General features: G+C 61.7%; 26 protein-coding genes. 14 read left to right on the top strand and 12 right to left on the bottom strand.

The genetic code is table 11. The annotated features are described in order from the left end of the window. Positions 1–3 precede the first annotated feature (3 nt). The 5 genes from arsB to E5675_RS08340 form a co-directional block, all read right to left on the bottom strand. Positions 4–1,071, bottom strand: a complete 1,068-nt coding sequence (arsB, locus tag E5675_RS08320; RefSeq protein ID WP_136174107.1) for an ACR3 family arsenite efflux transporter — start codon at positions 1,069–1,071, stop codon at positions 4–6. A gap of 10 nt (positions 1,072–1,081) precedes the next feature. Next, on the bottom strand, positions 1,082–1,510 hold the full coding sequence (arsC, locus tag E5675_RS08325; protein ID WP_136174108.1) for an arsenate reductase (glutaredoxin): 429 nt from the start codon (positions 1,508–1,510) through the stop codon (positions 1,082–1,084). Positions 1,511–1,523: 13 nt separating this feature from the next. Further along, positions 1,524–1,853, bottom strand: a complete 330-nt coding sequence (locus tag E5675_RS08330; RefSeq protein WP_136174109.1) for a metalloregulator ArsR/SmtB family transcription factor — start codon at positions 1,851–1,853, stop codon at positions 1,524–1,526. Positions 1,854–2,465: 612 nt separating this feature from the next. Further along, a complete protein-coding gene (locus tag E5675_RS08335; protein WP_136174110.1) occupies positions 2,466–3,803 on the bottom strand; it encodes a glycine zipper 2TM domain-containing protein in 1,338 nt (445 codons plus the stop codon). Positions 3,804–4,135: 332 nt separating this feature from the next. Further along, positions 4,136–4,480, bottom strand: coding sequence for a hypothetical protein (locus E5675_RS08340; RefSeq protein WP_136174111.1), 345 nt, complete (start codon positions 4,478–4,480; stop codon positions 4,136–4,138). Positions 4,481–4,968: 488 nt separating this feature from the next. Here E5675_RS08340 and E5675_RS08345 point away from each other — a divergent pair, with 488 nt between their 5' ends. The 4 genes from E5675_RS08345 to E5675_RS08355 all read left to right on the top strand — a co-directional run bounded on the left by E5675_RS08345 (position 4,969) and on the right by E5675_RS08355 (position 6,863). Beyond that, positions 4,969–5,268, top strand: coding sequence for a hypothetical protein (locus E5675_RS08345; protein WP_136174112.1), 300 nt, complete (start codon positions 4,969–4,971; stop codon positions 5,266–5,268). After that, a complete protein-coding gene (locus E5675_RS21455) occupies positions 5,265–5,417 on the top strand; it encodes a hypothetical protein (protein ID WP_168707820.1) in 153 nt (50 codons plus the stop codon). Before E5675_RS08345 ends, E5675_RS21455 begins: the two co-directional genes overlap by 4 nt. 651 nt (positions 5,418–6,068) lie before the next feature. Beyond that, the gene (locus tag E5675_RS08350) at positions 6,069–6,275 is read left to right on the top strand and encodes a cold-shock protein (protein ID WP_136174113.1); all 207 of its coding nucleotides are present in this window, start codon (positions 6,069–6,071) and stop codon (positions 6,273–6,275) included. 249 nt (positions 6,276–6,524) lie between these two features. Continuing rightward, positions 6,525–6,863 (top strand): hypothetical protein, encoded by a 339-nt coding sequence (locus tag E5675_RS08355; protein ID WP_136174114.1) that lies wholly within the window; start codon positions 6,525–6,527, stop codon positions 6,861–6,863. A 220-nt stretch (positions 6,864–7,083) separates the two neighbouring features. Here E5675_RS08355 and E5675_RS08360 read toward each other — a convergent pair whose 3' ends face one another. The 4 genes from E5675_RS08360 to E5675_RS08375 all read right to left on the bottom strand — a co-directional run bounded on the left by E5675_RS08360 (position 7,084) and on the right by E5675_RS08375 (position 9,803). Further along, the gene (locus E5675_RS08360; RefSeq protein WP_136174115.1) at positions 7,084–7,455 is read right to left on the bottom strand and encodes a PRC-barrel domain-containing protein; all 372 of its coding nucleotides are present in this window, start codon (positions 7,453–7,455) and stop codon (positions 7,084–7,086) included. Between the two features lie 280 nt (positions 7,456–7,735). After that, positions 7,736–8,110, bottom strand: coding sequence for a response regulator (locus tag E5675_RS08365; protein WP_348769826.1), 375 nt, complete (start codon positions 8,108–8,110; stop codon positions 7,736–7,738). Between the two features lie 239 nt (positions 8,111–8,349). After that, a complete protein-coding gene (locus E5675_RS08370; RefSeq protein WP_210727625.1) occupies positions 8,350–8,793 on the bottom strand; it encodes a sensor histidine kinase in 444 nt (147 codons plus the stop codon). An 80-nt stretch (positions 8,794–8,873) separates the two neighbouring features. Further along, positions 8,874–9,803, bottom strand: coding sequence for a LysR substrate-binding domain-containing protein (locus E5675_RS08375; RefSeq protein ID WP_136174118.1), 930 nt, complete (start codon positions 9,801–9,803; stop codon positions 8,874–8,876). 98 nt (positions 9,804–9,901) lie between these two features. Between E5675_RS08375 and E5675_RS08380 the strand changes: the two genes are divergently transcribed. From E5675_RS08380 to E5675_RS08415, 8 genes are all read left to right on the top strand, one after another. Further along, positions 9,902–10,279, top strand: coding sequence for a nuclear transport factor 2 family protein (locus tag E5675_RS08380; RefSeq protein WP_136174119.1), 378 nt, complete (start codon positions 9,902–9,904; stop codon positions 10,277–10,279). Next, positions 10,276–11,064 (top strand): SDR family oxidoreductase, encoded by a 789-nt coding sequence (locus tag E5675_RS08385; protein WP_136174120.1) that lies wholly within the window; start codon positions 10,276–10,278, stop codon positions 11,062–11,064. The genes E5675_RS08380 and E5675_RS08385 overlap by 4 nt, the downstream gene beginning before the upstream one ends. A 498-nt stretch (positions 11,065–11,562) precedes the next feature. After that, positions 11,563–12,174: a hypothetical protein gene (locus E5675_RS08390; protein ID WP_136174121.1), complete on the top strand. Its 612-nt coding sequence runs from the start codon at positions 11,563–11,565 to the stop codon at positions 12,172–12,174. Further along, the gene (locus E5675_RS08395) at positions 12,171–12,917 is read left to right on the top strand and encodes an HAD-IIB family hydrolase (protein WP_136174122.1); all 747 of its coding nucleotides are present in this window, start codon (positions 12,171–12,173) and stop codon (positions 12,915–12,917) included. Before E5675_RS08390 ends, E5675_RS08395 begins: the two co-directional genes overlap by 4 nt. A 197-nt stretch (positions 12,918–13,114) precedes the next feature. Continuing rightward, positions 13,115–15,385 carry a glycosyltransferase family 4 protein gene (locus tag E5675_RS08400; RefSeq protein WP_247594835.1) on the top strand — a complete coding sequence of 757 codons (2,271 nt, stop codon included), beginning with the start codon at positions 13,115–13,117 and terminating at the stop codon, positions 15,383–15,385. A gap of 7 nt (positions 15,386–15,392) precedes the next feature. After that, entirely contained in the window at positions 15,393–16,676 is a 1,284-nt protein-coding gene (locus tag E5675_RS08405; protein WP_136174123.1) for a glycoside hydrolase family 130 protein, read from the top strand. A 68-nt stretch (positions 16,677–16,744) separates the two neighbouring features. Beyond that, positions 16,745–18,895, top strand: coding sequence for a catalase (locus E5675_RS08410; RefSeq protein WP_136174124.1), 2,151 nt, complete (start codon positions 16,745–16,747; stop codon positions 18,893–18,895). A 9-nt stretch (positions 18,896–18,904) separates the two neighbouring features. Further along, positions 18,905–20,140, top strand: coding sequence for an FAD-binding oxidoreductase (locus E5675_RS08415; RefSeq protein ID WP_247594836.1), 1,236 nt, complete (start codon positions 18,905–18,907; stop codon positions 20,138–20,140). A 7-nt stretch (positions 20,141–20,147) separates the two neighbouring features. On the opposite strand, the gene E5675_RS21890 is transcribed toward E5675_RS08415, so the two are convergent. The 3 genes from E5675_RS21890 to E5675_RS08425 all read right to left on the bottom strand — a co-directional run bounded on the left by E5675_RS21890 (position 20,148) and on the right by E5675_RS08425 (position 20,925). Then, positions 20,148–20,282 (bottom strand): hypothetical protein, encoded by a 135-nt coding sequence (locus tag E5675_RS21890; protein WP_264081034.1) that lies wholly within the window; start codon positions 20,280–20,282, stop codon positions 20,148–20,150. Between the two features lie 47 nt (positions 20,283–20,329). Then, complete coding sequence (locus E5675_RS08420; protein WP_136174125.1) at positions 20,330–20,548, bottom strand: hypothetical protein; 219 nt, start codon at positions 20,546–20,548, stop codon at positions 20,330–20,332. A gap of 143 nt (positions 20,549–20,691) precedes the next feature. After that, positions 20,692–20,925 (bottom strand): hypothetical protein, encoded by a 234-nt coding sequence (locus tag E5675_RS08425; RefSeq protein ID WP_136174126.1) that lies wholly within the window; start codon positions 20,923–20,925, stop codon positions 20,692–20,694. 676 nt (positions 20,926–21,601) lie between these two features. Here E5675_RS08425 and E5675_RS08430 point away from each other — a divergent pair. Together E5675_RS08430 and E5675_RS08435 are read left to right on the top strand one after the other, a co-directional pair. Beyond that, a complete protein-coding gene (locus E5675_RS08430; RefSeq protein ID WP_136174127.1) occupies positions 21,602–22,213 on the top strand; it encodes a glutathione S-transferase in 612 nt (203 codons plus the stop codon). Positions 22,214–22,274: 61 nt separating this feature from the next. Continuing rightward, positions 22,275–22,931, top strand: coding sequence for a dienelactone hydrolase family protein (locus E5675_RS08435; protein ID WP_210727626.1), 657 nt, complete (start codon positions 22,275–22,277; stop codon positions 22,929–22,931). Positions 22,932–23,212 lie beyond the last annotated feature (281 nt).

Raw genomic sequence — 23,212 nt, forward strand, 5'->3', positions numbered from 1 at the left:
TACTCAGGCTTGTGAAGGCGTGGTGGCGGGGAACCAGCGGCGTCCGAGGCGGAATGCGACGCCGACGAGCAGGATGAGGACGGGCACTTCGACGAGCGGGCCGATGACGGCAGCGAAGGCGACCGGCGAGGCAAGGCCGAAGGCCGCGATCGCGACAGCAATCGCGAGCTCGAAATTATTGCCTGCGGCGGTGAAGGCGACCGCGGTGGTGCGCGGATAGTCCGCCTCGATGAGCTTGCCCATCCAGAAGCTGATGAGGAATTGCACGATGAAATAGATGGTGAGCGGGATTGCGATCCGGACAACGTCGCCGGGGATGGTGACGATCTCGCCGCCCTTGAGGCTGAACATCGCGACGATCGTGAACAGCAGCGCGACGAGCGTGATCGGGCCGATCCTGGGCAGGAAGCGCGTCTCGTACCACTCGTCACCCTTCGCCTTCGCGAGGATGCGGCGCGTCAGATATCCGGCGAAGAAGGGAATGCCGAGATAGATGAGAACCGCTTCGGCGATGGTCCAGAAGCTCACGTCGATGACGCTGCCTTCAAGCCCGAACAGCGGCGGCAGGATGGTGAGGAAGAACCAGGCGTAGACGCTGAAGAAGAGAATCTGGAAGATCGAGTTGAAGGCGACGAGCGCCGCGACATATTGATTGTCGCCCTTGGCGAGCTGGTTCCAGACAATGACCATCGCGATGCAGCGCGCGAGACCGATCAGGATCAGGCCGGTCATATATTCGGGCCTGTCCGAGAGGAAAATGACCGCGAGCGCGAACATCAGCACCGGCCCTATGATCCAGTTCTGGATCAGCGAGATAGCGAGAACGCGCTTGTCCTCGAAGACGCGTGGAAGCTCATCGTAACGCACGCGCGCGAGCGGCGGATACATCATCAGGATGAGGCCGATCGCGATCGGGATGTTCGTCGTGCCAACCGACATGGCGTCAATCGCGGCGGGCAGCCCCTTGAAGACCGACCCCAGCAACACGCCCAGCCCCATCGCGAGGAAAATCCAGAGCGTCAGATAGCGGTCGAGGAACGACAGGCGTTCGGGCTTGGTGGCAATGGTCATGATATTTTCGTCAGGCCTGAACGCGATTGCCGGCCGCATCGACCACCTGTTCGCCATCTTCCTTGGTGAAGGCGCCAAGCTGCCGTGCGGGCAGGATATCGAGGACGGCTTCGGAGGGACGGCAGAGCTTGACTCCGCGCGGCGAGACGACGAGCGGGCGGTTGATGAGGATCGGATGCGCCATCATTGCATCGACGAGTGCGCGGTCGGTAAGGCTTTCGTCGCCGAGACCGAGCTCCGCATAGGGCGTGCCTTTCTCGCGCAGCAGCTCTCGCGGGGAGATACCGGCGCGCTCGATCAATTGCTCCAGCAAGGCACGCGAAGGCGGTGTCTTCAGATATTCGATGACGTGCGGCTCGATCCCGGCATTGCGGATCAGCGCGAGCGTGTTGCGCGAGGTGCCGCACTCGGGGTTGTGATAGACGATGATGTCGGTCAAGGGGCGGGTTCCTTCAGCAGCAAGCAAGCTCAGCGAGCAGCGGCTCGCACAGTTCGGCTCTTCCTTGGCAGCAGTCCTTGGCGAGAAAGAGCATCAGCTCGCGGAGCGTGTCGATATCGGCTCGCTGGATTTGCTGCCGGCCTTGTTTCTGGGATTTTACGAGGCCTGCCTTGGCCAGCACCGCGAGATGGGTCGAGAAGGTGCTTTGTGTGAGACCCGATGCGTCAACAAGCTCACCAGTCGACAGGCCTTCGGGTTCATGCCGGACGAGCAGGCGGAAGGCTTCGAGACGCGTCGGATGGGCAAGGGCGGCGAGAGCGGGAAGCGCGGAGTCTATTTTCATGCATCGGAATTATTCGATGCGTCATGCCTTGTCAATTCTTATCGGGAAATTACGATGGATTGGTCCCGTATCAGCTTATATCGATCGCTGGACAAAGGCTGACTGGCCGCTACCGGCCAGATTCGGCACACCCATCCTCCGGGTCTGTGCGAGCACGAAGCTCGCTCCGAATTAGCTGGCTAGCCCTTGGGGGCTGCAGCGGTTCGGGAGCCAGGTGCATAGATGCCACGACAAACTCGCCGCCAACTACATGGCTGGCGTTTTCCTCGCCGCCATCATCTCTTTCTAGTGCAATTGAGTCCGGAGCCTAATCGGCGCTAAGCGAAGATAATGTGGGGGGGTATGAACTGTTGATGAAACTATAAGCCATGATAATTATTATGTAATATCTTGAGTTCGATACAAGCTCTGCAGCTTAATGCGACCGTCGAAACGGCGGGGGCCCGTCCGGGAACAAGGGTTTCGATCGTTCACGAAGGGCCGGTTGGTGTAAGCTGAAGCGGCACGGCCGACTAATAGGACCGGCCCGCCGCTCGCCATGTGATCCGGACGATAAGCTGCCGCCCCCGCACCGAGCGGAAGCGGCAGATCCCCTTTTAATGGGTGTTCGTTTTACTGCGGGCTGAGCCGCAGGCGAAGATTCAGGCGATCGATCCTCGATTGCAGCGCGGCTTCGTTGCGTGCCGACAGCCGATCCATCCGGTCATGCCGCATGGCCCGCTCGCTGGCGCGAATGGATCGCAGCTCGCGGGTGGCACTCATGGCCGTCCGATTGTCGATCGTGCGCTCCGACCGGGCGGTGCGGACATATTGGTCGAGGTTGGCGAGCTGCGAGAGAATAGCGGGACGGTTCGTCCCATAGTCGCTGCCCATGCCCTCGCGCCCGGTAGGAACCCAGCGCCCACGGGCGTCATAATAGCCGGTCGTCGCGCCGGCGTTCCATCGGCCGTTGCGATCATAATAGCCCGGATGCGGATCGGCGACCCAATTGCCGTTTGCATCGCGGCGTCCGTTCGCAGCACCGGCAATCCAGCGACCGTTCATATCATAATGGCCGACGGTCACGCCCGCTACCCAGCGACCGCGCGGATCGTAATGCCCGCTCGCCGCACCGGATATCCAGCGATCATTGTCATCATAATAGCCCGCCGAGGAGGCCGGTATCCAGCGGTTCTGGCCGTCATAGCTGCCGCTCGCAGCGCCGTCCTCGCGCTGGGGGATCCAGTTGCGCCGCTCGTCGTAATAGCCGTTCGGGGTTCCGGTGACCCAGTTGTTGTCGCGGTCATAATAGCCGGTGGCCCGGCCGCGCGCGGTTGACGTCGCATGCCAGGCGCCGGTGGTGTCGTAATAGCCATAGGCATCGTCGCGGCGATTTTGCGGTGCGGAGGCAGTCGTTCCGATCCAGCGTCCGCGATCGTCATACCGGCCACCGGCCGAGCCCGGCACCCAGGTGTCGTTACGGTCGTAGTAGCCATTCGCCGATGCCGGCACCCATTCGCCGCCCGATCGATAGTCGCCTTCGCCGCGACTGGACGCCGCATAAGTGACCCAGCGACCATCGCTGCCATATCGGCCGTTGGGCGGGCCATCGACCCATATGCCCTCGCGATTGTAATAGCCGCGGGCATCTGAGGAGTTGACGCCGGTGGCGTGCCAGCGATTCTGATCGTCGTAATAGCCGAAGGCGTCGCGGCAATCGCGCGTCGGCTTGGCGATCTGGTTGGCGATAACAGCTCCAGCGGCAGCGCCGACCACGGTGCCGATCGTCTTGTCTCCGCGTCCCGCGACGACGTTACCGAGCACGCCGCCGGCCGCCGCGCCACCGATGGTGGCGACGACGCGCGTCGAGCGCTGTTCTTCGCAGGTCGCCTGCGACTGCGTTCGTGCGCCGGCGACGGACGGAACAAGGGCGATGGCGGCGATATTCGCCGCGAGAATAAACCTGTACATTTGGGGGCTCCTGGAACTGGCAAAATGCCGTTCGCTTTGAATGAACGCCCCGCGCCTGATTTTGTTCCTTAAGTTTCAGTTTTATGGAATAATATTCCTAAATATGGAAATAAGGCATCTTATCATTATAAATTATCTGGATAATCTTGATTGAAGTTTATTTAGATTTTTTCAACGTAATGAGAATGCGGTCGGGAAATTTGACAAACGGTTCGCGCAAAGAAATCGCCTATCGCTTTATCTGAGGCATGAATTAGGAAAAGAATGACGCGCAATAGGGAGCGGAGCGCGCCTGGGGCGCACTTTCGACGCAAGTCGCCGGTCGTCGGCGATCAGTGGCGCCCTGCGTTCCATATCGCCGTCAATTGGCGAATGACCCGCATGCGATGTTGATAGGTGCTATATCGTTTTCCCACGCGCCCATTGGCGAAGTCGTCGGCGAGTTTACGGGTCAACCAGTCTATTTCCGCTCTCTGCGTGTCGGAGTCGGTCACCGCCGTTTGGGGACCCGAGGCGCTGGGGTTTCGGCAGGGCGTGAACGCGGGGAAGTGACCGCCTTCATTTTCCCAACTCTCCACGGCGGATCGCCGGTCAGCCTCTGGTAGCAATGGAAACGCCATGGCATGCGGCGCGGTTACGGCCAGCTCAGGCTTCAAAACGTCTGATATGTTCGGCATGACCCGACTCCATAGGCGAGCGGGAGTATGGGAGTATCTCTCTGTCGCACCGGCGCCCGGGGCATGGGATGCGATGTTTCCCATGTGGGGATGATGCAGGTCAAATGCTAGGGCGGAGCCATCCTGTTCGGCGACGGAACGACAGAGTATCGGGGGAAGCTCGTCTCCTGGCCGGCTATGCGCTGTGCGGCTTCGGCACTTCGAAAACGCGCGCGACGGCCATGGTTCAGAACGGGCGCATGTCCAGGGAAAGCGGCGCCTTCGAGCGCCATCCCGATATACCGTCCCGCAAAGCGCCGGGACTGCGCCGGCGCCGGAGGAATGATGACGATATGGGCTGATACCGATGGGCGGAGCGATGCCCCGGTGCGAATTGATGCCTGCAATGCGTCCACCCTGTGATAAGATACGCTATCACCCGATTTCGATCGCAAGCTTCCCGTGACTGAGAGACATCGAGCTCCCGCTTGCCCGCCGGGAGTTTTCCGATGATCGCTATTCCTGAACCCTCGCGACCTTTCAGCCGGGTCGTTCGGCTGTGGAGCCGCCTGGTTCGCCATGTACTGGAACATGTTCCGCAAACGACGGAAAATGCGTTCCGCCAGTCTCCGCGGCGGCAGGCCGATCTGGAACGCGCGCTCGATAGCTGGGCGAGCGATAACGGCACGCGGCCAGGATCGCCGCAACCCGCCTGTCCGCAAGATGGTCTCCCGGAACCCTTTCTTCATGCGCTCGATCGCTGGGACAATGAAGGCGGCGCACAACCTGAGCGAGGAGCGCGATCATGATTTTGCACACTCTTTTCGGCCGCCATCTTGTCGACTTCAAGGCAAGTCACTGGGATCGGGGGCGCTTCGTCAGTCGTTGCACGGTGTGCGGGTGCGAGATGGTCAAACTACCCGGCCTGACCTGGCAGGCGAGCGGGCGGCGGGTCTGAGGCGATTCGCTTCTGCCGCCCGACCGGACGGAAGCGCTCTGTTCGTCGTCCGGCATGATCGTCAGGAACAATGCCCTATCCCGCCCATTAGCGAGCGTTTGAAGAGGGGAGAATGGTGATAGTCCAGTGTCAGGAATTTCAAGTCCGGTCTCGCGTTGCTTCTGCATCGCACAGGAGCCTCCCGGCGTTTTCGCAGACAGTCATATTGTTGCCGCGGCACCGGCCGGAATCCGCATGTGGCAAGGAGTGGGACAATGTTCAGAGGGGCCATTACAGGGCGGCGTTGCCTCACTGGAAAGCGCTGTAGCGCTTCGACCCCTTTGGCTCGACAATTCCTTGCCCGCTTCCAGCCGGAAAATAATGACGTGCTAAGCGCAATGGGATGAAATATTCTGCCATCGCAGCTAAAACTATATCGCTGATCCCTCGATGTTGATCGTCCTTGCGTGAAAATAGCCATGCCCGGATTTTCGTAAAAAGCAGAATTATCTTTCAATTTTCGATTTAACTGATATTAGGGTAGTGCTTACGTCGCATGCGACGGATAATCGGCAGCTTCATGCCATCCCTTTATCCCTTTCTAGCACTATTGAAGCCGGGCCGCGTCGCTGTTGGCGCATGCCCGTCATATTTGGGATAAAGGATACCCATATGACTACCGGAACCGTGAAATTTTTTAACGCCGACAAGGGCTATGGCTTTATCGCGCCGAACGATGGCGGTCAGGATGCATTCGTGCATATCTCGGCCGTCGAACGCGCCGGCATGCACACCCTTCAAAAAGATCAGAGCGTATCATACGAACTGGAGACCGATCAGCGAGGCAAGACCTCTGCCGTGAATCTCCAGGCTGCATGATCCTCTGGCGGCGGGCTGCATCAGCGCCCGCCGCTATCCATATGGGCCCTGGAAATGCCGCCCGCGTGTGGGCTGCGATCGCCGAAAATCCGCCATGCGCCAGCTTGCTCTCATTTCGTTCGAGCGAACTGCCCTCAGATGGCGCCCGCACCGACCCATGAGGTGTCTCTATCTCTCATGTCGATGACGCCGGGCGCGGGAGCAAGCCGATAGAATGTCGGTAAAGGCTCTCGATCGTCGCTGGATTTGATGAAGGGCGACATCGTTTCCTACCGTGCCAGGCAAGTCACGGCGCTTTTATGTCTAGAGCCGGGAACCGAAGGATTCGAGATGAATGATGTCCCTGGCCTTGGCGTAATGAACCTTATTGAGGCCCAGGAGGCATCCGACGTCTCGGCGATCAATGGGATTCTTAGCCTTGCCAACATTCTGCGTAAGCGCGGCCTGCTAAGCGATGCCGAAGCTTCGGCCATGTACGAGAGCATGAGCTTGCCGCTCGGGCTGCCTAAATATGCCGAGAACCCGGATGTACAGGATCTCCAGTCGAACCTTGACCGGTTGTTCGCGGTGGTCATGCAACCCAAGTAGACAGGCCATGCAAACTGCCACCTGGGCGGACGTCCGACTATAGGAAGGCCGCTTTCGGCAATTCCGTGTGGCCGGGGAGCCCCCAGCGCGAAACCGGCTAACACATGCGCCGCGACGCCATCCAAGCATCACTCCCGCCGCGCCTGAATCTTTCTGACAAGCCTGTCCGGCTGCTCTCAAGGATCGAATTCTTGACGTCGCTCGGTGACAAAAAGCACCATTACCCGAGCGTCAGATCTTCCTTCGCCACCTCATAATAGCTGGCAACACGGTCGGCATAGGCCTGGTCGAACAGCGGCGCATTGGCGGCCCAGCTTGGCCCCCCTTCGAGCACGCGCCGGTCGATCGTGACGACATAGGAATCGCTTGTCGCCTCGAATGCCAGCAAGCGAAAGGGCAACGGGTAGTAAGCTTTGCCCATGCCGAGGAAACCGCCGATGGTGACGATCGCATAGACCGCATGCCCGCTCCGCTTGTTGATCATGAAGGCATGGATATGCCCCAGCTTGTCACCGTCGCGTGTCTTGACGGTCATCGCGTCGGCCTTGTTCGACTGGCATAGCAACTGGGTCGGTTCGTCAACTTCGGCCATGAGTTATCCTTTGATCGATTTCCCAGCAAGCCAGCGAAACAGGGTGAGAGGTCAAGCGCGCCGCCATTGCTTCCAGATGGCCCGGTTTGACGCGCGCCTGCTTGAGCGCAGTTTTGCGATTACCGCTGTCGTGGCGACGAGAAGGGCGGCAAGGCCTGATGCTATGAGCCAGGGCGTTTCGATGACGATGTCTCCGGCACAAAAGGCCCCTCTGCTGTTCTACGCTTGGCGCGGAGAAAGGCTGCCTCGCTCCCGTCGATCCCGGAGCGGACTGGCGCGCTTACGGTACCGGCAGGAAGACATTTAGGCGTGCCGCAAGGTCTTCCGACCGATAGGGTTTGGCGAGAAAAACGCCGTCCGCGGGTAAAAGACCCTCGCCTGGAAGGATACGCCCCGAGGTCACGATAATCGCCACGGGCGGCCAGCGATCGCGGACATAGGCCGCCAGATTCAATCCATCCATGGATCCGGGCATTTCGATATCGGTAAACACGACGCGGATCTGCGGATGGTCCGCGAGCAACGCGATCGCTTCGTCGGCGTTCGCGGCTTCGAGAACATCGTAGCCCGCATCCTCGATCATGGCGACGGCGGAGAGAAGGACAAGCGGATCGTCCTCGACGACCAGCACCGTCCTGGCAGATACATCATTCACTGCACTCTCCCGCATCCAAACTCACATCGTCGACCCGAGCGACGTTTCGTCTTCACGTTTCTGGACGATCGAAGGCGCAACGTCCTGCTGCCCAATAGGTCCCCGGGTCACGAAAACTAATGTTTCCAAGGGTGGAAGGGCAGGAGCGATCACATGGGTCTGCGGCTGACGGGAACTTGCGGTCCGCTCCAGCGTAATGAAGGCAACCCCGTCTCCTGACGCCTCTTGTCTCACGGTTTTCAGGAGACGCGGCCAAAGCCCTTGTCATTATGACATCGGCCCGTTGGCTCATCATGAACGATCGACACTTTGGTGCCCGGCTCGCCATTTTCGGTCGTGACCGTCACGTCAAGCTGGTCCGCCAACGCAGCGACGATGCTGGTGCCGAGACCGGGCTTCGCGTCGGCCAGCTTTGCCGTCGTCCCGACGCCATCGTCACCGGCCGACGGCTTCCAGCTTTTGCCCATCGCGTGAAAATCGACGATGATCGCCCCGCCGCGCTCGCCCGGAAAGGCGTGCTTGAGCGCATTGATCACCAGTTCGGTGACGATGAGCCCGAGGCTCACCGAGATATCGGCATTCACACGGCTCTCGTCGACATCGACCGTCAGTGAAAGCTCCGCCGGGTCGTTGATCATCAATGCACCGAGGCTCTTGCAGAGCTGGTCGAAGTAATCGCGCAACTCCACTTCGCCGAGCTGCCCCTGTTGGCGGCTGGGACCTCACGGCCGAACCGAACGGCTGAACAGTCGCGCCGCTGCAATCATGATGACGCGGCACGGCCGGGACCGCGCGCGTTGGAAGCGAGCTCGCGCGCCAAAGTGAGAAAGGCTGCGAGACCCGCAGAAGGGTGTCTTCGACCTGGATAATAGAGGCAGAGGCCCGGGAAGGGCGGTGTCCAATCTTCGAGCAAGCGGACAAGCTTTCCGTCTTCGATGTCGGCAATGACGTCCTGCTCGAAAAAGAAACCGATCCCGAAGCCCGCCAGCACCGCGGCACGCGATAGCGTAAGATCGTCGAATGTCATGGGACCGCTCACCTCGACCTGCGCTGCGTCGCCTCCTTTCTCGAAATGCCAGCGGTAGAGCGAGCCATCGGGCAACCGGACGCGGACACAGTCGTGGGAAGGAAGATCGGTCGGCACCAGCGGCCGTGATCGCGTGGCCAGATAGGCGGGCGAGGCGACCACGGCGAAGCGCTGCGCCTCGCCGAGCGACAGCGTGATCATGTCGGTCGGGACGAGCGAGGCGACGCGAATGCCGAGGTCGAAGCCTTCGGCCACGATGTCGCGTAGCTGCCCCTCGGTCACCACGTCGACGTGCATGTCGGGATAGCGGCGGGAATATTCCACGAGAAGATCGGTGAGGGCGGGCGAGCGCGCGGCAAATGGCGGGGCGTTTATCCGCAGCGTTCCCGTCGGCGTTGCACGGCGTTCACGGACGATCTCGATGGTTTCGCGAACGTCCTGAAGCGAGGGACCAAGGCGGTCGACGAAGATCCGCCCCGCGTCGGTCAATGCGACGCTCCGCGTCGTCCGGTTGAACAGGCGCACGCCAAGCTCGGCTTCGATCCGCGCAATCATGTGACTGAGCGCGGTTGTCGATATGCCCAGATCGATGGCGGCCTGCCGGAAGGATCCGCGCCGCGCAACGGCCAACACGGCATCGAAGTCCCGAAGAGCAAGTCGCGACATTATCCCGAATCCTTCACTAGCTCATGCCATATTGACCTACTTATCCGGATAGTGTGCTGATCTTACAACGGAGGCAAGTCAAACGAAGGAGGCATGCCATGTACACCCACAACGCATCCGGTTCGAGTAAGCGCGTCGCGAAAGCGCTTGTCGCAACCTTACCCAAGCCCATTGCAGACTATATCGAAGCCAACTCTCGACTCGACGTCGACGGCATGCTGACGCCTTTCGCCGCCGACGCCGTCATCGTGGACAACGGGCACCGTCACGAAGGCTATGCCGAAATCAGGACCTTGTTCGAAGAGGAGGTGGTAGCCGTAAAGGCGATCTTCGTGCCGGATTTCGTGCGCCACGAGAAAAGTAAGATCGTGGTCGAAGGGTCAGCCCATGGTGACTTCAAGGGCAGTCCAATCCGTTTCACCTATGACTTCACGCTCGACAACGATTCCATCAAGATGCTGGAGATCACGCTATGAGCATCCCGGCTGATCCAGCCGGGTTCGCTGACAAGCGCGTAGTTGTCAGCGGCGGCACCAAGGGTTTGGGCCGGGCCACCGTCGAACGCTTCCTGGCGGGTGGCGCGAGGGTGATGACTGCAGCCCGCTGCAACCCTGAACCCCCTAGCGGTGCGGAGTTCGTCCGGGCAGACCTGACGACGGCCGCGGGAGGCGAAAGCCTGTCTGCAGCGGCTCTCGCGCACATGGGCGGCGTCGACATCCTTGTCCATGTGATCGGCGGTTCATCCTCACCCGGCGGCGGCTTTGTCGCGCTGACCGACGATCACTGGCTTACCGAACTCAACCTGAACCTTCTGGCAACCGTTCGCCTTGATCGCCTCTTGGTGCCGCAGATGATGGAGCGGGGGAGCGGGGCCGTGGTGCACGTCTCCTCCATCCAGTCAGTCCTGCCCCTCCCCGAGTCGACGACCGCCTATGCCGCCGCCAAGGCCGCGCTCAGGACATACAGCAAGTCGGTGTCCAAGGAACTCGGGCCGAAGGGCGTGCGGGTCAATATCGTCTCCCCCGGCTGGATCATGACTGAAACGTCCGAGGAGCTGCTGAAGCGGCTGCGGGCCGCCAATGGCGGCACGATCGAGGAGGCGCGGCAACTCGTCCTGGATGGCTTGGGCGGGATCCCGATCGGTCGTCCGGCCGACCCCCATGAAGTCGCCGATCTTATCGCCTATCTGGCTTCGGATCGCGCCGCCGCCATCCACGGCGCCGAGTTCGTCATTGACGGCGGCACCGTTCCGACCGTCTGAGTTTATCGCCCCGACGTTCGCACCTCGTGCGGACGTCGGGAAAGCGCGGGCCGGCGGTGTCGGTCTCCGCGCTTGGAGAACAGGCAGAAGATTTTTGACGCTCTGAGCTGATCCGGTACGGCGGAGACGTACTCGTCTGCTTTTTCGATTTCGGCTCCAAAAACTACCAGTCCGCGACCGGCCAACATGTTTGGGATGAGGCCCCAGCAACTTGGGCAAAAGGGCTTCGCTACCGCGAAGCCCTCTCATCCTCTGCGTTCGTGACCAAAGGAAGCCCCATCGACTTTCCGGGTCGCGTGGAAAGTCGCTGGCGGTCGAACGCTAGGCCTATTCCGAAGGAAGTCGAGACATATGATTAGGCTCTCGTCGGTCGGCTACAATTATAAATGCCTGCTCATTGCAATTAGAAGCCTGCGACCCCACTTCCTTAACATCGTCCGCTTCCACCGCGTGCCGGCGACTGAGAGACCATTGCGCTCCCGCTGAAGGAGCAAAATCATGGACCTCAACCAACTTCTCCACCACCATCAGATGGCCTTGATGGCCGTGAGCCAAGCGCGACGCGAGGGGCAGGCGATGCCAAACTTTGACCTGCCGCGCTATTATGCCAAAAGGATCAACGAATATCGCGAGCGGCGCGGCTTGAGCGGCGATGCCGAGGCTATCGCCGATCTCGCTGTATCACCTGCCGGCGCCGTTGAAGCGCCGGACGATCTGGTCAGCGACGTACTGATCGCCGAATTGCTCATGGCGAAGGCCTTCGAAAAGGCGACACACCAACATCGCGCTGACGGAAGCGTCGGAGCCGACGATCCGGTCGTCGATATTCGCGCCACCCTTCTGGCCGTCGGGCGCGACTTTTATCGCTCTCTGGGCGTGGAGGACGGCCCTCTCGCCGCCGCGATCGATGAAGCTGCGTCACGCTCGGCGTGGGAAGGCGAGGGCGGAGGCCTGCGTCCACCGGGCGACGAGGAGGATGGCATCATCCGGACCTATGTCGAACAATTTGCGGTGGGCGACTATCGCTATTCGAACCTTGCCGATGCCAAAGCCGCCGCGCGGCGGCAGCGTGACGCGGCGAGCGACGGGCGCGGAGCGACGCCTGCGTGAAACGGCTGATTGCCCTTGATCTTGATGGAACGCTTGCCGAAAGCAAGCAGCCGATAGAACCCGCAATGGGTGAGGCGCTTGCCGATCTCCTCGGCGTGGCAGATGTCGCGGTGATATCCGGTGGCGACTGGCCGCAATTCGAAAAACAGGTGGCGACACGCCTTCCCGAGCGCGCGGACCTCGCCCGGCTCTGGCTCATGCCGACAACCGGCACCAAGCTCTACACGTTCCGCTCGGGCGCGTGGCAGGCGCGCTATGCCGAAATCTTCGCCGATGCGGAGAAGCGACACATATTCGAAGCCTTCGATGCGGCGCTACTGGCGACCGGGTTCGTTCCCCAAACGGTCTGGGGCGAACGGATCGAGGATCGCGGGAGTCAGATCACCTTTTCGGCCCTGGGTCAGGAAGCGCCGATCGATGCCAAGGAAAAATGGGATCCCGACTTCGCCAAACGCAAGGTGATTCAGGCCGAGCTTCGCCAACGTCTGCCCGGTCTGTCGATCAACATGGGCGGGGCGACTTCGATCGACATTACCCGTGAGGGCGTCGACAAGGCCTATGGCCTGACGAAGCTAAGCGGCGCCAGCGGTGTCGAACTGGGTGCGATGCTCTTTATCGGCGATGCGATCTTTCCGGGCGGCAATGATTATCCGGCGAAGGCGCTGGGCCTCGATACAATCTCCGTACGCAATCCCGAAGAAACGCTTGGAATCATCGGAATCATCGTCGCCTGCCTGAAATGAATGCGGGGCGTTGCCGTCTGGCGAGCATGACCGGAATTGGCCTGCGAAGCTTCTCGCGAGGCGTCGGTCAATTGGAACAAATGCGCCGCTGAGCTGTTCTGTTTTCTGATGCTCCGAGGCCGACTGCGCGCTTCGAAACAAACGACAAAATACTGGGTGAGGCCTTCTGTCGCATCATTTTTTTGGAAGGTATGCCTGTGTACGAAACGCTTGATCGTAGATCGTTCGATGAAGGTTTGGAGGCGTGCCAAACGCTTCGGCCAAAAACTTCGGATACTGTCCGGATCGCACTGATCGGCGGTTTCCTTCCGCGGCGCTGCGGCATCGCGACCTTCACCGCCGATATCCACGCATCGCTTGCAGTGGCCGCGCCGGAGATCGCCGTCGATGTATATGCGATGGCGCCGGCCGCGGTTCCCACGATATTCGACCCCGTTGTTCGCGGCGTCATAACCGAGGGTGACGCCGGTAGCTTTGTCGAGGCGGCCCGGCAAATCGAGGCGAGCTGTGCCGAGATTGTGTGGCTGCAGCACGAGTTCGGCCTCTTCGGCGGCTTGGCGGGCGATATGATCCTGGAACTGGTAGATCGTGTTTCCGCGCCGCTGATCGTTACGCTTCACACGGTGCTCGCCGAACCGGACGCCGATCAGCGCCGCGTGATGGAGCGCTTGATCGCGCGCGCGACCAAGCTGGTCGTCATGTCCGAGCGCTCGCACGATCTGCTGCGAAGCGTCTATCATGCCGACGACGACCAGATCGCCATGATCGCACATGGCGTCCCCGATCGCCCGTTCGGCCGCGCGTCGCAGTTCAAGCCGCAGTTCCGCTTTGCGGGCAAACAGGTCGCGCTGACCTTCGGTCTTTTGTCGCCGGGCAAGGGGATCGAGGCGGTCATCGAGGCATTGCCCGCGATCATCGAAGATCATCCCGACTTCCTTTACTGCATTGCTGGCGCGACGCATCCCAATATGCTGGCGCTTGAAGGCGAGGCCTATCGCGACCGGCTCCAGGCGCTCGCTGTCTCGCTCGGGGTCGATGCGCATGTCCGCTGGATCAATGCGTTCATGGACACCGACGACCTCCTCGATCTTATCGAGGCGGCGGACATCTATGTGACGCCTTACATCGGGGCGCAGCAATCGACGTCGGGTACGCTCGCCTATGCGATGGCGCTGGGCAAGGCCGTGATCTCCACGCCTTACGTGCATGCGGTCGAGCTCCTCGCCGACGATCATGGCGTGCTCGTTCCCTTCAACGACAGCGAAGCGATCGCGAACGAAATCCGCTATCTGCTCGGCGATGCCGACCGGCTGCTCACGCTGCAGCGTCGCGCCTATGACCGCAGTCGCGACATGATCTGGCCGGTGTTCGCGGAGCGGACCTGTTCGCTGATCGCGGAAAGCCGCGTCGTGCCGAAAGCTGCGCCTATTCCCGAGCATATCGGTATCGATGGGTTCCTGCGCATTTGCGACGACACCGGCATCCTCCAGCACAGCGTTCATATGGTCCCCGATCGCGCGCACGGCTATTGCGTCGATGACAATGCGCGGGCGCTGATGCTGATGCATCGGCTCGACGACGATGCGCTCGGCAAGTGCGGACAACTGACCCCGGTCTTTGCTGCGTTCGTACTGCATGCCTGGAACCCCGACCGCGGCGAGTTTCGCAACTTCATGGGATTCGCACGCAACTGGCTCGAGGATGTGGGGTCCGAAGACAGCTGCGGCCGAACCCTCTGGGCGCTCGGCGCGACGGGGCGTGACGCGCGCGACCCCGGTCTGCGGCAATGGGCGCATGAACTGTTCGAGCGCACCGCGGCATCAGCGCCGGAGTTCCAGTCGCCGCGCGCGATCGCTTTCGCGATGCTCGGCGCCGACTTCGTGCTCGCCGCGCGACCCGCGCATGATCTCGCGAACCGGATATTGCGCAGCGGCGCTGACCGGCTGATCGCGCTATATCAAGCCGCGGCGCGACCGGACTGGCGATGGTTCGAGCCGGTCCTTGCCTATGACAATGGCCGCCTGCCCGAAGCGATGCTGCGTGCAGGCGTGCGACTTGAGCGCGCGGATGTTACCGCGTGCGGGATCGAAGCGCTGCGGTGGATCAACGATGCGCAGGTTTCGCCTTATGGTCACTATCGCCCCGTCGGGTCCGACAGCTTCGGCCATGCCTATGCGCTGCCGCGGCCATTCGATCAGCAGCCGCTCGAGATTTGGGCCGCGATCGATGCCGCTTCGGCCGCCTATGATGTGACCGGCGACGATATCTGGCTGGCGCACGCGCGGCGCGCTTACGACTGGTTCTCCGGGCGTAACGACCGCGGCGTGATCGTTGGCGATCCGCTGACCGGGAGCAGCAGGGATGGCATTAACCCGCGCGGCCTGAACCTCAACGAAGGGGCGGAGTCGGTACTTGCCTATCAGCATGCGACATACGCGATCCGGGATTTTATCCGCAACGCCGACTGAGGGGATTATGGTGCATCTGGTTCAGGATGAATTGCGGCTCCATGCCGACCCGACGCGCGTCGTCGTGCGGTCCTTTCACCTCGCATGGCAAGCATCGGGTCCCGATCTCGAACGCGTGCAGCGGCTGGCTCGCGAAATCGTGACGCTCGACACGCGCACCGTGCGCGCCGAGCTCAGTGTGGTGCTGCGCGATTTCGCCGACCGGCACTGGCAGATCGAGAAGGTGTTTGAGGATCGCTTCGAGCAGATCGAACCCAAACTTGGTCTCGAAGGCTTCACATTGAAGCGCGAGATGCGCCTCTTGATCGGCGCCTATTTCTGTCACGAATATAGTTATGCGGCGGCGGCGCTGATGAACCCCAGCGTCGTTCGTCATCCCGACCAGACCGGGCTGGAGGAAGGCTGCATCCGCATCCTCCTGTCGCTGCGCGCGGTCGGCGAGGGTCATATTTCGACGATCGCCTTTCGCGAGGGAATCATTACCTGCGACCGCGAACTGACGCTGCTGCCGCAGCCCGCCTTCGCTACGGCGGCGATGCTTGGTCCGCACCGCGACGACAAGCCCGACGAGGTCGTTTCGCTCTACCGCCAGAAGGACAGCACCTTGTCGGGAACGGTGATCTTCCCGATTACGGAGGCGCAGCGCAACGGCCTCGAGGATTTGCGGCTGCTCGAGTTCGAGCGCGACAACGGCAAAAGCGAGTGGATCGGGACCTACACGGCCTACAGCGGCCGTGACATCCAGTCTGAATTGTTGAGGACGCGAGATTTCAAGGATTTCACGCTGAGCCCGATCAAGGGAAAGGCGGGACGCAACAAGGGTATGGCGCTGTTTCCGCGCAAGATCGACGGGCAATTCTGCATGATCGGTCGCCAGGATGGCAAGAATCTCTATCTGCTGCGCTCGGACATGGTCGATCAGTGGGAGGACGGCGAATTATTGCTGGAGCCGCGCTTTCCATGGGAACTCATCCAGATCGGCAATTGCGGCGCGCCGATCGAACTCGACGAGGGCTGGCTGGTGCTGACCCATGGCGTCGGCGCGATGCGCAAATATGCGATCGGTGCGGTGCTTCTCGACAAGGCCGATCCGTCGAAGGTCATCGGCCGGACGCCCAATCCGATCCTGTCAGCCGCCGACGAGGACCGCGAAGGCTATGTCCCCAACGTCGTCTATACCTGCGGCGCGATCCGCGTCGGCGACGATATTTTCCTGCCCTACGGGGTGGCCGACAGTTCGGTCTGCTTTGCGTTCGTCGCGATCAAGGAGATTCTGGCCGCCATGGCCTAGCGAGACGCAACATAAGGCGGAGCGGCGGATTGTAGGAGTGTCGCCTTCCGCGGCAGAAGGAATGATCGATGCCGAAATCTCCGCCGCCGTCGCCCGCGAACGACCAGGCCCTTCGCGAACACCAGCCGGGCGAAGGTCAGCCGAAGATCGAGGTGAGCCGCGGCAATGGTGACGAGCTGCACCAGAATCTGGCATCGGGCGACAAATCGGCCGATACGGCGTTCCTGACCGACAATTTCGGCCACCGGATTTCGGACAACCAGAATTCGCTGCGCGCCGGAGAACGCGGGCCGACGCTGCTCGAGGACTTTGTCCTTCGCGAGAAAATCTTCCATTTCGACCATGAGCGTATTCCGGAGCGCATCGTGCACGCCCGCGGGTCGGGCGCGCACGGCGTGTTCGAATGCACCAAGGCGATCCCCGGGCTGACCAAGGCGTCGATCTTCCAGAAGGAAGGCGCGACCTGTCCGGTCTTCGTCCGCTTCTCGACCGTCGCGGGCGGCGCGGGCTCGGTCGACACCCCGCGCGACGTGCGCGGCTTCGCGGTGAAGCTCTACACCGACAGCGGCAACTGGGACCTCGTCGGCAACAATATTCCGGTCTTCTTCATCCAGGATGCGATGAAATTCCCCGACCTCGTCCACAGCGTCAAGATGGAGGCCGATCGCGGCTATCCGCAGGCGGCGAGTGCACACGATACCTTCTGGGACTTCATCGGGCTGATGCCCGAGGCGATGCACATGATCATGTGGGCGATGTCCGACCGCACGATCCCGCGCAGCCTGCGCATGATCGAGGGCTTCGGCGTCCACACCTTCCGGCTCGTCAATGAGAAGGGCGAGGGCAAGTTCGTCAAATTCCATTGGAAGCCGGTGCTCGGCGTCCAGTCGACGACATGGGACGAGGCGGTCAAGATCGCCGGCGCCGATCCCGATTTCCACCGCCGCGACCTGTTCGAGGCGATCGATGCGGGCGATTTCCCGGCGTGGGACCTCGGCGTGCAGGTGTTCGACGAAGCCTTCGCCGAGAAGCAGCCTTATGACGTGCTCGACGCGACCAAGCTGATCCCAGAGGAGGATATCCCCGTCGAGATCGTCGGCCGCATGACGCTCAACCGCAATGTCGACAATTTCTTCGCCGAGACCGAGCAGGTCGCCTTCCTGCCGTCGAACATCATTCCAGGGATCGATTTCAGCAACGACCCACTCTTGCAGGGCAGGCTCTTCTCTTATCTCGACACGCAGAAATCGCGGCTCGGCACGACCAATTTCCACCAGATCCCGATCAACGCGCCCAAATGCCCGTTCCACAATTTCCAGCGGGACGGGATGATGCAGACGCTCGTGCCGACCGGGCGTGCCAACTACGAGCCCAACAGCCTTGCCGAAGCCGGAGAGAATGGCGGCCCACGCGCGAGCGCCGAAACGGGCTTCTCGACGTTCACGGCCAATGACGAGCAGAACGACCCTGCGCAGAAGCTGCGTATTCGCGCCGAACTCTTCGCCGATCATTTCAGCCAGGCGCGACTTTTCTATCTGTCGCAGACCGAGAATGAGCAGGCGCATATCGCCTCGGCGCTGGTGTTCGAATTGTCGAAGGTCGCGCTCGATCATGTTCGCGCCCGCGTCGTCGGCCAGCTTCGCAACATCGATGGGGATCTCGCGACGCGTGTCGCCGCGGGACTTGCGATCGATCTGCCAGCGAAGGAAAAGGCCGCGCGCGCGCCGGTCGATCTCAAAACGTCCGACGCGCTGTCGATCCAGAAGAATGCCGATGATACGATGGAGGGCCGCAAGGTCGCGATACTGTTTGCCGAAGGATCGGACAAGGCGGCGATCGACAAGCTGAAGGGCGACATCGAAAGCGCCGGCGGCACCGCCTTCCTCGTCGCGCCGAAGGTCGGCGGGATCAAGGTCAAGGGCGGCACGCTCAAGGCCGACGGCCAGCTCGCGGGCTCGCCCTCGGTGCTGTTCGACGCCGTGGCTTCGATCCTGACCGAAGAACAGGCCAAGGCGCTGTCGGGGCAGGGCGCGGCGGTCCAGTGGTTCATGGACGCCTATGGCCATTGCAAGACGATCGCGCATGACGAGGCGACGCAATTGCTGCTCGACAAGGCAGGGGTCGAAAAGGACGGCGGGGTCGTTGCGATCGACGAGTTCGAAAGCGTCGGCACCCGGCGCCATTGGGCCCGCGAAGCCAGGGTGCGCGATCTTGCCTGATCGCCCGTCATGGTGAGCCGCGCATCGGCGACCCATCATCGCGATCTCCGGACCGGCCAGTCGATCTGGTCGGCACGGCGTCGTCCCGCGATCGCTGCGCGGCCGCTGACAAGGGATATCGCGTGCGACGTGGTCGTCGTCGGGGCTGGCGTGTCGGGCGCGCTGATCGCGGAGACGTTGTCGGAAGCGGGGCTCAACATCGTGATCGTCGATCGCCGGGGTCCCGCCGAAGGATCGACCGCCGCGTCGACCGCCATGCTGCAATATGAGCTCGATATCCCGCTGACCTTGATGGCCGAGCGGATCGGGCGCGAAAAGGCCGAACGCATCTGGCGGCGATCGCGCCAGTCGGTCGATGCACTACGCGAACGGACCGAGCGGCTGGGCCTCGCCGTCGATGGGGCGACGCGCGCCTCGATCTATCTCGACGGCAACGTCCTCGACGCCGAAGGTCTTGCGCGTGAAGCCGACGCCCGGCGGCGCGCGGGGTTCGAGGTCGAGCTGCTCAAACCTGCCGCGGTGCTGGATCGCTACGGGATCAAGGGACGCCACGCGCTGCTAGGCTTTGGCAATTATTCCGCGGATCCGCGCCGCCTGACGGCAGGCTATCTGAACGTCGCGCTGACACGGGGCGCCCGGCTCTACTCGCCCGTCGATATCTGCGACATCGCGCCGACGGGCGAAGGTGTAACATTGGTCTCGGCGCGCGGGCCAAGCATTCGCGCGCGCCATGTCGTCATGGCAACGGGTTATGAGATGATGAAGGGGATTCCGCGCAAGGGGAACAAGATCATCTCGAGCTGGTCGATCGCCACGCGTCCACAACCCCGCGCCATCTGGCCGACCGCCGCGATGATATGGGAAGCCGCCGATCCCTACCTCTACATCCGGACCACCCCGCGCGGAGAAATCATCTGCGGCGGCGAGGATGAGGAAATCGGTGACGCGGCTCTCCGCGATGCGAAGCTCCCCGACAAGGCAGCGACGCTATCGCGAAAGCTTGCTGCCCTGTTACCGGGAGTGGATGCGGAACCGGCTTATAGCTGGGCCGGCAGTTTCGGCGACAGCCCGGTCGGTACCCCGACTATCGGTCGGATTCCGGGTATGCCGAACTGCTATGCCGCGATGGGCTATGGCGGCAATGGCATCACCTTCTCGATGATGGCCGCGCAGGTGCTGCGCGGCCTGATTTGCGGCTATGGCGATCCCGACGCCGATCTGGTCAGCTTCCACCGCAGTTTTTGACGGCGCGTCAGCGATTGCCCTTCGGCTTGGCGGTCATCTGCACCGCGGAGGCCTCTTGGGCTGCGAGCGCGGTCGGCGGCTTCGCCTTGGCGGCCTTGGGTTTGCGAATCTCGCGATTGCTGCGTTTTTGCGATTTGGCCATGTCAGATATCTTTCTTCGGTTTCAGGATGCGCGTGTTCGCGAACGTGCTAGCGAGCCGTTTGCGTCCGCAATCTGTTGAGCGGAAAATAGGGGCGATGCGGGTAGGGAAAGGCCGTCAGACGCCGACCGATCCCTTCGATCAGGCGCCCATAACGGTCGATCGCCGAGGGATTTGTTGCGGCGGCGTATCGCGCGAGCGCGATCTGCTCGTCTTCGAGCAATTGAATAAGGCACATGGTGTGTGCTCCTGCATCAAGCGAGAGCACGGATCGTCCCTCTGTCACATGGAGCTTGTTCGATTTCAGGTGATGGGAGGCCTATAGCACATCCCGATAAATGTGCGGCACGAATACCGATATTATTCGAGTTCGGCAGAGACGTTCGCACACCGCGGAATCTTGCTCCGGCCTCATGGCCGTTCCTGCGTGGCCGGAGGGCGATAGAAGCGGTAACGGAGGACATTGCCGTCGATCAGGTGACAGCGGAGCCGAAGGCGCATTTCCTCGGCGCCGGAGCCGGATGTGCAGACAAGGCGGGTACCGCCCGACTGAAGCGGCTCGATCGCACTGATGCTGACACCTTGCAGAAGGCACAGGCGCTTGACCTCGTCTTCCGGCAGCGAAATGTTTATCGCACGGCTCATTTGAATCCTGGGCCGCTCGGCCAGCCGCGGATCGCCGCCGCAACCAGTTCATATCCCTCGGAGCTCGCGGTCGCGATTGTGAGCGGGCGGCCGCCGAGCGCGGCGTTGTCGGTGTTCAGGAAGGCTATCGCCGGATCGCGTCCGCCCATCGCCAGGAAGGCGAGCTGACTGATGTCCCCTTGGCGCCGTGCGTCATCGAGGGCGAATGGACTGCGGCTCTTACGGAAAAATCGGCTCGATTGCGGTCTCAATAGGACAGGCGCGTCCGGGGCGGCCGACTGGGATTGATCTGGATCGGGGGGCATAGGCGCGGCTCCTGCTTGTAAGCGGGAGCACGATGTCTCTCAGCCGCGGCCGCCTACGATGAACGTGTGCCACGATGATCGCTATATGGGAGCTCGGGCCAGGATTATAAGATGTCGTGCCGATCATCTGACGAATATCGGGAATCTGGGCGTTCAGCGTCTATTCGGTTTCTGCGAAACGTGGCCCCGCCTCGATTGCACGAGCCAGTACGGAGATCGACCTTTCAAGCGAACGCTAGGGAATATTTGGAGCGTCTGCTAATTTCGTTCCACCGCCCAAAGCCGCCAATACGCAATAGGCCAGTTTGAGTCGGCGCGTTATCCGGATGGGGCTGTACGTTCGCACTGCCGTTTCGCTATGCCGCTGGCAAATGCACGCACCGCCGATCCTCTACAGCTTTCGCCGCTGTCCTTATGCGATGCGTGGGCGTATGGCGCTGATCGCGAGCGGCGTTGCCTATGAACATCGAGAAATATTGCTGCGCGACAAGCCGGCTGCGATGCTGGCCGCCTCCCCCAAGGGCACCGTGCCGGTGCTCGTCTTGGCGAACGGCCAGGTGATCGACGAGAGCATCGATATCATGCGCTGGGCATTGGATCAGAACGATCCCGAAGGGTGGATGACGGCTGCCGAGCCGTGCCTGGTCGCGGACTATGACGGCGCTTTCAAATATCATCTCGACCGCTACAAATATGCAGTGCGCTATGGTGAGGATCCGCTGATGCATCGCGCCGCCGGTCTGACCATGCTCTGTCGGCTCGACGCGCAGCTCGCCGGCCGGGATTATCTCAGCGGCAGTGCGCGAGGGTTTGGTGACATCGCGATCTTTCCCTTCGTGCGCCAGTTTGCGGGCGTTGATCCGGCATGGTTCGAAGCGCAGGCGCCGCAGAAGCTGCAGGGCTGGCTGGAGAGATTGATCTCGTCGGACCTGTTCGAACGCGCGATGATCCGGCGGACGCTTTGGACGGCGGACGAAACCTGACGTGGAGGCGCTGACGCCTTGCTGACAAATTGCCAGCGATACCCATATGGGACACATGAGCTTGTCCAAGATCGTGAACGGAGCCAGCCTCAAGCCGCGCTCCGGAGAGCCGCCCAAGAAAATCGTCCTGCTACTGCACGGCTTCGGGTCGAGCGGAACAGACATGATCGCGCTCGCGCCAGCGTGGCAGGAGGCGCTTCCGGACACGCTGTTTCTGGCCCCGCACGCGCCGCAGCGCTGCGGCATCATGGGGAGGGGCTATCAATGGTGGGGGCTTTCCGGCTTTGCGCCGTCCGCGCTCGCCGCCGGCGCCGCCTCGGCCGCGCCGGCGATCGACGCCTTTCTTGACCGCAAGCTCGCACAATATGGTCTGAGCGAGGCTGACGTGGCCATCGTCGGCTTCAGTCAGGGGACGATGATGGGACTGCATGTCGCGCTTCGGCGACCGCGGGCGGTGGCTGCCGTCGTTGGCTATTCCGGCATGTTGGCGGGGACGCTGGGGCTGAATCACGGAGAGTTTCCGAAGCCGCCCGTGCTCCTGGTGCACGGCACGGCCGATCCGGTTGTCCCGATCGCCGCACTACACATGTCGGAGAGTGAGCTCAAACGCCTCGGCGTCGAGGTCACGACGCACGTCTCCCACGGCGTGGCGCACACCGTGGATCCCGTCGGACTTCGCCTCGGCCGAGATTTCGTGGCGGAAGCCTTCGCCGGCTAGTTCGGTTTCCGACGTCCGGGCCGGAGACCTGCCTGCCTCGGTTCGGCCTCTCTCGGCTGGACAGAGAATGCCGGTCGACGCCAATCAGTCCGCGCCGCCTTAGCAGTTGCCCTTAACTCCATCGGCACAGTCGCCAACGGATTCGACGTCTTTACCTGCGCCTTCAACTGTGTTGCAAGCAGACAGCGCCAGCATCGAGCTGCCCAGTACGAAAATTGTCAGAAGCCTTTTCATTGTCTTTCTCCCATGGCGAGAGCGAACTGCCCGCCGCTTGAGACTAC

The sequence above is a fragment of the Sphingopyxis sp. PAMC25046 genome (assembly GCF_004795895.1).
Classification (GTDB): Bacteria; Pseudomonadota; Alphaproteobacteria; order Sphingomonadales; family Sphingomonadaceae; genus Sphingopyxis.